The organism is Ruegeria sp. YKSD179 (genome assembly GCF_059612885.1).
Genome location: NZ_JBXWRL010000057.1, coordinates 26,678 through 34,189, shown reverse-complemented (window position 1 = coordinate 34,189; position 7,512 = coordinate 26,678). Strand labels below are relative to the sequence as shown.

6 protein-coding genes and 1 pseudogene are annotated in these 7,512 nt (G+C 54.7%); 6 read left to right on the top strand and 1 reads right to left on the bottom strand.

All coding sequences use genetic code 11. The features are described 5' to 3' along the window. The first annotated feature begins 463 nt into the window (after window positions 1–463). The 6 genes and pseudogenes from AC2FNE_RS20770 to AC2FNE_RS20745 all read left to right on the top strand — a co-directional run bounded on the left by AC2FNE_RS20770 (window position 464) and on the right by AC2FNE_RS20745 (window position 6,822). Window positions 464–1,525 (top strand): DUF1214 domain-containing protein, encoded by a 1,062-nt coding sequence (locus AC2FNE_RS20770; protein ID WP_496714980.1) that lies wholly within the window; start codon window positions 464–466, stop codon window positions 1,523–1,525. A 16-nt stretch (window positions 1,526–1,541) separates the two neighbouring features. Beyond that, window positions 1,542–2,543, top strand: coding sequence for a DUF1214 domain-containing protein (locus tag AC2FNE_RS20765; protein ID WP_496714978.1), 1,002 nt, complete (start codon window positions 1,542–1,544; stop codon window positions 2,541–2,543). Between the two features lie 91 nt (window positions 2,544–2,634). Continuing rightward, window positions 2,635–2,853 (top strand): YMGG-like glycine zipper-containing protein, encoded by a 219-nt coding sequence (locus AC2FNE_RS20760; protein ID WP_496714977.1) that lies wholly within the window; start codon window positions 2,635–2,637, stop codon window positions 2,851–2,853. Between the two features lie 54 nt (window positions 2,854–2,907). Further along, window positions 2,908–3,276, top strand: a complete 369-nt coding sequence (locus AC2FNE_RS20755) for a hypothetical protein (RefSeq protein ID WP_496714975.1) — start codon at window positions 2,908–2,910, stop codon at window positions 3,274–3,276. A 119-nt stretch (window positions 3,277–3,395) separates the two neighbouring features. After that, window positions 3,396–3,713 (top strand): annotated as a pseudogene (locus AC2FNE_RS20750) (transposase); the annotation flags it as partial. A gap of 310 nt (window positions 3,714–4,023) precedes the next feature. Continuing rightward, complete coding sequence (locus AC2FNE_RS20745; protein WP_496714973.1) at window positions 4,024–6,822, top strand: AsmA family protein; 2,799 nt, start codon at window positions 4,024–4,026, stop codon at window positions 6,820–6,822. A gap of 17 nt (window positions 6,823–6,839) precedes the next feature. On the opposite strand, the gene AC2FNE_RS20740 is transcribed toward AC2FNE_RS20745, so the two are convergent. Beyond that, the gene (locus AC2FNE_RS20740; protein WP_496748755.1) at window positions 6,840–7,379 is read right to left on the bottom strand and encodes a hypothetical protein; all 540 of its coding nucleotides are present in this window, start codon (window positions 7,377–7,379) and stop codon (window positions 6,840–6,842) included. Window positions 7,380–7,512 lie beyond the last annotated feature (133 nt).

Genomic DNA, 7,512 nt, shown 5'->3' with positions numbered 1-7,512 from the left:
GGTCGCGCTCACAGCAATCATGCGGAAACTCATTGAGCTCGCCAACACATTGATCAAAGCAGATCGAGAATGGGTTCAAAACCGCGCTTGACCAAGACGGATACTCGAAGCGGACTTGCGGCGGCGCAGCGAGGTAAGCTTGGACTGCTCTCCGTAAGCAGCCATTCCCGAAACACAGAAAATTCAACGCTTTTAACGGAGTGGCCCGATGTCCGGACATACGACTGTTCGGAGCGGTCGTTGGACTACAGAGCCCGGTACGACCGCACTGAGCCCAGAGCAGACGATCAACTGACGTCAGTTTTCTGCCTCGCAGCAAAGTATTGCACTACCCTAAAAGCGAACAGTTGAGCAGTTGACCGGAAGTCTGGGTAAAACAGCGAATCCCTTGTGTTTGAGCTATGTCAACTCAGCTTTGATGGGTTTTCGATAAAGTTTCATTCGAATTGTATGGGAGGGGATTATGCGACTATTGCGCGAGGTCGGCGTTGTTTTTTTAGCTGCAGGGTCGACAATTTTTACTGGGACGGTGCTCGCCCAAGATTCTTCGAGCAACCTTCGCGCGCTTCTCGATACAAGAGAGATCCCAGTCACCATCGACAACTTTGTGCGCGCGGCTTCAGATATTGAGTTCAGCAAGTACGTCGCGATCAGCGGCGATGTGAACACCTGGGTACATGTCCGAGAGCCGACGCCTGTGGAACGGCAACCTACGATCCGGATGAATCGCGACACGCTTTACAGCATTGCGGTTATCGACATCAGCGAGGGTGCGACGTTGGTTTTGCCCGAAACGGGCGAGCGCTACATCTCGGCGCAGATCGTCAACCAGGACCACTTCATGAATGACGTCTTTGTTGGTTGTGGCAGCTACACGCTTGACATAGAAAAGTTCGATACTCCGTATGTTCTGGCGATTATCCGAACACTGGTCGATTCCGCCGACCCTGAAGACATTGCTGAGGTCCATGCACTCCAGGATGCGATCACGCTCAATGCCGGATCCTCAAACCCCTTCGTGCTTCCGAATTACGACAAGGAAAGTTTCGATTCTGTGCTCAAGGCGGCCATCGAACTCGGCCGACATGTCACGGACAGTACTCGGATGCACGGCCGGAAGGGTGAGGTCGACCCGGTTCGTCAATTGGTCGGCACGGCGGGCGGTTGGGGAGGGCTGCCGGAAGCGCAGGCTTTCTATCTCAATGTCGAGCCCGGCCTTCCAGTGGGAGAATACAAGATCGAGGTTCCGGCGGATGTGCCCGTCGAAGCATTCTGGTCTGTCAGCCTATATAACGCTGATGGGTTCTTCGAGCCGAACGCTTTTGGAGCCTACAACATAAACTCAGTGACGGGCGAACGTAACCAAGACGGCTCCACCACGGTCCATCTCGGCGGTTGCGACGACGGACGGATGAATTGCCTGCCAATCATGGAGGGCTGGAACTACACCGTCAGGCTCTATCGTGCCCAGCCAGAAGTCCTCGACGGAAGTTGGGAATTCCCGGTCGCCGAACCCGCAAACTAAATATAGGGAGTAAAGAATGAAGTATCTTCTTGGAGCTCTGGCACTCTGTGTCTCGACCGCCGCGTTCGCCGAGGAGGTCAATGTCGAGAACTTCGTTCGGGCCGAGTCCGACACGATGCTTCGGGCGAATTTGGCAAGCTCAGGCGCCGGCGTGGGTGAGATTTTCCACCTTCGAGAGCCAACGACACCCGACAACCAGCCCGTGATCCGCATGAACCAGGACACGCTCTATACCCCGGTCGTGCTGGACCTTTCACAACCGGTTACAATAACGCTTCCGGATATCGACGGGCGATATCAGTCGATGCACGTGGTCAACCAGGATCACTACATGTTTGTCGAGGCCAAGCCCGGCAAATACGACCTGACAGAAGAAAACGTTGGGACGCGGTTTGCGCTTGTCACGATCCGCACCTTCGCCGACCCAAAGGACCCCGACGACCTCAAGAAAGCACATGAAGCCCAGGATGCCATTAAGGTTGAAGGTGGCGGCAATGGGCCGTTCGACGCACCCGACTGGGATCAGGAGGCGCTCGCTGTGGGCCGCAAGGCGCTCAACGATTTTGCTGCTGCGCTGGGATTTGAGGCTTCCAAGGCATTCGGGAGCAAAGACGAGATTGAGCCTACGTCCTTTCTGATTGGTGCAGCGGCCGGTTGGGGTGGGTTGCCGCAAAGTGCTGCGATGTATGTCATCGACAGTGTGACCGAAAATGACGGAGATACGCCCCACAAGTTAACCGCTAAAGACGTACCCGTGGACGGATTTTGGTCGGTCACTGTCTATAATGCCGACGGCTACCTCGAAGCGAATGATCTGGGCGTAAACAGCTACAACAATGTCACCGCCGAGCCGAATGATGATGGATCTACAACGATCCATTTCGGCGGCTGCGAGGATAGCCGGATCAATTGCATCCCGATTACGCCCGGCTGGAACTTTGCGATCCGTATGTATGAACCCCGCGCAGAAATTCTCGACGGAAGCTGGGCCTTCCCCGCTATGGAAGTGACGGAGTGAAACTAGATTAGCCGACCCAGCTACGGACGAGATGCGCCACGCGGAAAGTGTTTAAGTTTTAAAACTTGCAACCGGACTATGGAGGAAAACCATGATTAAAACTCGCGACTTAACCGGAGCCGCACTGGCTCTTGCTTTGGCGGCTGGTATGACACTACCCAGTTCTGCAAGCGCGCTTAGTGATCGTACTAAGAATACCATGGGCGGCGCAGCCATCGGAGCTGGGGTCGGTTACATTGTAGGTGGCAGTAAAGGAGCGACCGGGGGTGCCGTCGTGGGCGCCATCGCCGGTTACAACAAGAAGCGATAGATCGCCAAAAGTAGTCATCACGCCAATCAAACAAAACGAAATTGGAGAAATACAATGTCGCTTTTTTCGAAATGCTCCGCGACCACAGTTGCATTTGTAATTGCGTGGGGAGGCAATGCTTTTGCTGACGAAGAAATGGACCGGCTTCTCAACGCGGCCATGCCGCACATGCACCACAGCTGTGAGAGCATTCTGGCCAACTATCCCGATAATGAAGAAAAGGTTGCTGAAATTGTCGGACTAATGGTGGCGGTTTCACTCTTCAATCGCGAGTTCGACGTTGAGGCCGAGATACCTGACGAAGAGCAGCGCGCAACGCTCAGAGTTGAGTTTATCGACCGATTGGAACAGGTGTGCGAGGCCGACCCGGACACGCTACTGGCAGGGGCCGTCGACATCGCGACAAAGGACGCACTTAACTGAGGTGTTAGGCAGAAGTCGCTTCGCTGGAGAAGCCTAAGAACTAGCGAGGGCCATGTCAGAAGAATATGGTTTGAGGCGGGCAGAGAGCTTTCCTAGCATCGGTCAGCTTCGTCCGCGGCGCAGTTGCCGCGCGCGGCGCTCATGCGGTCATCCCGCCGCGCAAAAACGCCAAACCTTGGAACCCCACGAGCGCAGGTGTCATCGTCCGGAACGAGGCAGTCGATGCCTAGCGATATCTTGGCCGGGCCACCTGGCGACGATGGAGTGGATACCGCCGCCGGAGCCGTGTCGAGACCAAGATGAATTGTATCAAGCTTGTTGACCAATCCCTGATGGCAAGAGACTTTGATCGGCAAGTCGCGGAAATCCAGGTCCGCGTCGCCATCCTCAATCGCTACACCTCTCTCGGCTTAGAAATCACAGAGACCGCAGGATAAGTCTGTCCGGGGAAAGGGGAAGTGCGGTCACTTCCCGATTTGCGCAACAAAGCCAATCGGGTATGTAAGAGGTGTAGGGCCTTCGGGTCTCAAGAACACCAAGTACAATTACACCGAGGACCCGAGTTATACGAACGGAAACCGGATTGCTCTGTTTCTGTCCGACAAGCGCAAAGCAACAGACGAGGTCGAATTACGGCTCTGGGAAGATCAGTCATGACTAAACTTAGCGACCTCTTTTGTGATTGCGGACAAGCCTGTGTTTCGATTCTGATACCCAATGACCGGCAATCTGCCAGGTGGAATTCTGATGCGTAAAAGAGCGGGTCGCATTCTGTCTGCTGTGACTCTCGCGCTCGCATTTCTTTTGATTTGCATATGGGTGGTATTGGAAAGCCCATGGCTGTCAGACTGGCGGATTTCCCGGATTGAAAACCGGCTTGGCGAGCTTATTGGCCAGCCGATCAGGATAGACGGCGATATCGGTGCAGCGCTCTACCCCAGAGTCATTGTGTACATCAAATCCGCAACCATCCCGAGTCAAAACCATCCGGATGTTGATCTAGCCATGCTGACCGAAGCCGAATTGTACCTCGATGCTATGCAATTGCTGCAGGGCCAATTCGACGTCGCTGGCATGAAAGTGGAAAACCTTGAGGTTTTCCTAGTGACTCTGGAAAGCGGCGAAAAGAGTTGGGCAAACGGCCACAGTGGGGCAAGGTCCGACAGTTTGCCTGCGAATGGCGGCCAGGCATCGAACGGTATCGAAGCCGATGAGATTGCCGCGTTTCTGTTGTCGCGCAGCGTAGATTTCAAGAAAGTCAATGTTATCGTTGAAAATCGAAAGACAGGGTTCGATTTTCAGTTCCTGCTGGATGAGATGCAAGTTCTACGATTGTCCGGAGATCGAGGAACAACCGTGGCGGGGCGCGGGGGCGTCAACGGGCAACCCTTTTCGTTTCAGGGCGAATACCCTGAGGTTGGCCCGTTCCGTTCGGAAGTTATTCTTGGTGACCTTTCGGCACTGTACACTGGTGAATTCGTCAATCGAGCGGGAGGAAGTTACCGGGGGACGTTGGAGGTCAAAACCGAAAGCGTGGGCAATTTACTTGAGACTCTGCGCCTGGAACGATCTTTCGAAGGACGCGCGGGTTTGAATGCAATTTTGACGCGGGAGAATGGCATAGTTTCCGCCAGCGATCTGCAGGTTGATGTCGATTTGGAAGGAGGGCAAAAGCTGTCAATTCGCGGAGATATCGATGATGTGCTCAAAGTGTCCGATGTGAGGATCAATGTGGATGCCAATCTGACACAGACCGGCGAACCCCTGGGATCGGCCCGCCGGGTTGAGAATATACGGCTGGTTTCGCTAGCAGCGGATATCACAAGTATCGGGCAGGCGTTTTCGCTGGATCGGCTGAATCTTGAAACAAATTTCACAGATGGGGAATTCCGAAACATCGGGCCAATCACTGCCCGCCATGTGGTCAGAACCGACGAGGGTTTGCTTAGCCTGTTGGGTGTTAGGGCTCAGATTGGCGAGTCAGATGCGCCATTCCTGACAGCCGAGGGCGAGATCCATGATTTGCTTCGGTTGAAAACCTATGATGTCAAAGGCGAGCTGAACATCCCGGCAGCGCAGATTTTCGAATTCTTGCCCGCCGATGCCGGGGATGTTTTTGGCCGTGTAAATGCGGATTTCGCATTGTCTGACGCTGACGGTGTTCCGCGGCTTTCCCACTTCAACGTGCGGACCGAAGGCGCTGATCTTTGGGCGCTGACGGCACAGGCGTCGGTGGGCAATATTGCCGAGATCGAAAATGTGACCCTGAAATTCGATCTGGATGTTGCGAATGGGGTCGAGTTTCTTGAGGCGCTGAACCTTGATCCCATCGATACTGGACAATTTGGTTTGTCTGGGGAAATCCAGAATTCCGACAACCGCCTTCATCTCGCATTCCTTCTGAACCTAGGCGAAACCCGCGTCAACAGCTGGCTGAATGCGTCTCGACATGGCGGTAGACCGGTCGTCCGCGGCGCAGTCGAAAGCAAGGAATTCGCAATTTCGGATTTAAACAACGTAGTCGCTGCCGGTATTGAATTGGCCTCCCTTTCACACGGCAAACCGCAGGCTGCTACCGAGGACGAAACCAAAGTTCAGCCGCTGGTCTTGCCACCCGCCCCTGAGCCTGAAGAACAGCCACTCGTGTTGGGCCAGATCGAGCCCAAGGTATCAGCGGAAGACCCCGATAACTGGGAGGTTCAGCCCTTGTCGTTGGGAGCCCGAGCGGAGATTTTCGAGTTGGAGGACCTTCTTGATGTCGACCGGCTGCTCAGAACCGCCAACCTGAAAATCGGAATTGAAGTTGACGATCTGGTCGGTCAATCCGGTGTTTCGGCTATCAGCAGTGATTTGGAAGTATCCAGGGGCCAGCTTCGTTTCGGACCGCTAAAAGTCCGGTACGGTGGTGGGAGTTTTTCGATCCGGGCCGGGATGAATCTGATCGAAGCACCGGAGATCGTGCACGTTTCAGGCTCTACCAACGGGTGGGATTTCGGAAAGATTCTTAAGGACTTTGGGATCGCGATTCAGGCGAGCGGAACGTTGGCCGCGAATTTTGACCTTAGCGGGAATAAATCGTCGCTGGATGCATTTTTAAAAACCCTGAACGGCACCGTGTATGTCGGCATGCGCAACGGCAGGATCGGGACCACCCTTATTGACCTTGCCGGGCTGGGTGTCCTCCCGTGGTTATTCTCGCGGGAAAGACAAAAAGGCTATACAGATATCGTCTGTGTGGCAGCCCCAATATCTGTGCGGAACGGTAGAATGGCATCGCAATCTGTCGTCATCGAATCCGACCGTGTGCAGTTGGTCGTCAAGGGTAGCGCGGATTGGCGTAATGACCGCATTGCCCTGCGGGCTGAGCCACGCCCGATCGGCAAGCCATTTGCCCGCAGTGCATGGCCTTTCGAAGTTATCGGGCGTCTGTCGGAACCACAGGTTCGCATATTGGACAGCGCTATTCCGGCGCAGCGGTCTCCGCTGGCCGTCGCGGGAAAGCGAACGCCCTGCAAGCCCGATGCCGCACAACTCGGCGAACGCTAGCTGGGCTTGCGCCGATGTTAGGGCTGCTGTTCCTGGCAAAGGCTGACGTCATCCGCTGCGCGCGCCGAACCGGTCAGGTCGAGCGACCTCTTGTAGCCATCTGAGAAAACGAGCGTCATTTCTCTCTTCCGCGCCAGATCCAGTGCAAAACTCGGATTGTCGAAAAAAGCATAGCCGGTACCCTGGTCGCCTTTGGCCAAAAAATCGGCCTCGCCCCCAAACTGGGAGTCCTCGAAGATTAGCTTCATAGTTCCAGTCGTTCCCGCCTGGAAATCAGGCCAGTTCGTATCTGTGACGGATATGAACCCGCCTTTGCGTTCGGGTAACAGCCCGAACCGTATACGCGCACCGTCGTCCAGAATGGTCTGCATCAAGCATCCATTGCCAGCTGCCGGATCAATCAGAATTGTCCATTTGCCTGAGCTGCCCCATTGACGCAAGTCTTCGGCCGATGCTGGAAAACCCGCTAAGACCGAGATGAAGAAGGCGGCAGTTCCAATGGGCGGTAGCCCCGAAAAAAGAATGGCCCCACGTATTAGAGAGAGAAAATGAACCATAATTCATCCTAAGGCCTAATGAACAGTAGTGTCCGCGATCCTAACGCAAGCGCCCGTCGGTCTTTATGATTCATATCAAGGCAGGGCGTGCGACCGCTAACTATGCATTCCAAATGGGCCGAGTGATCTTTCG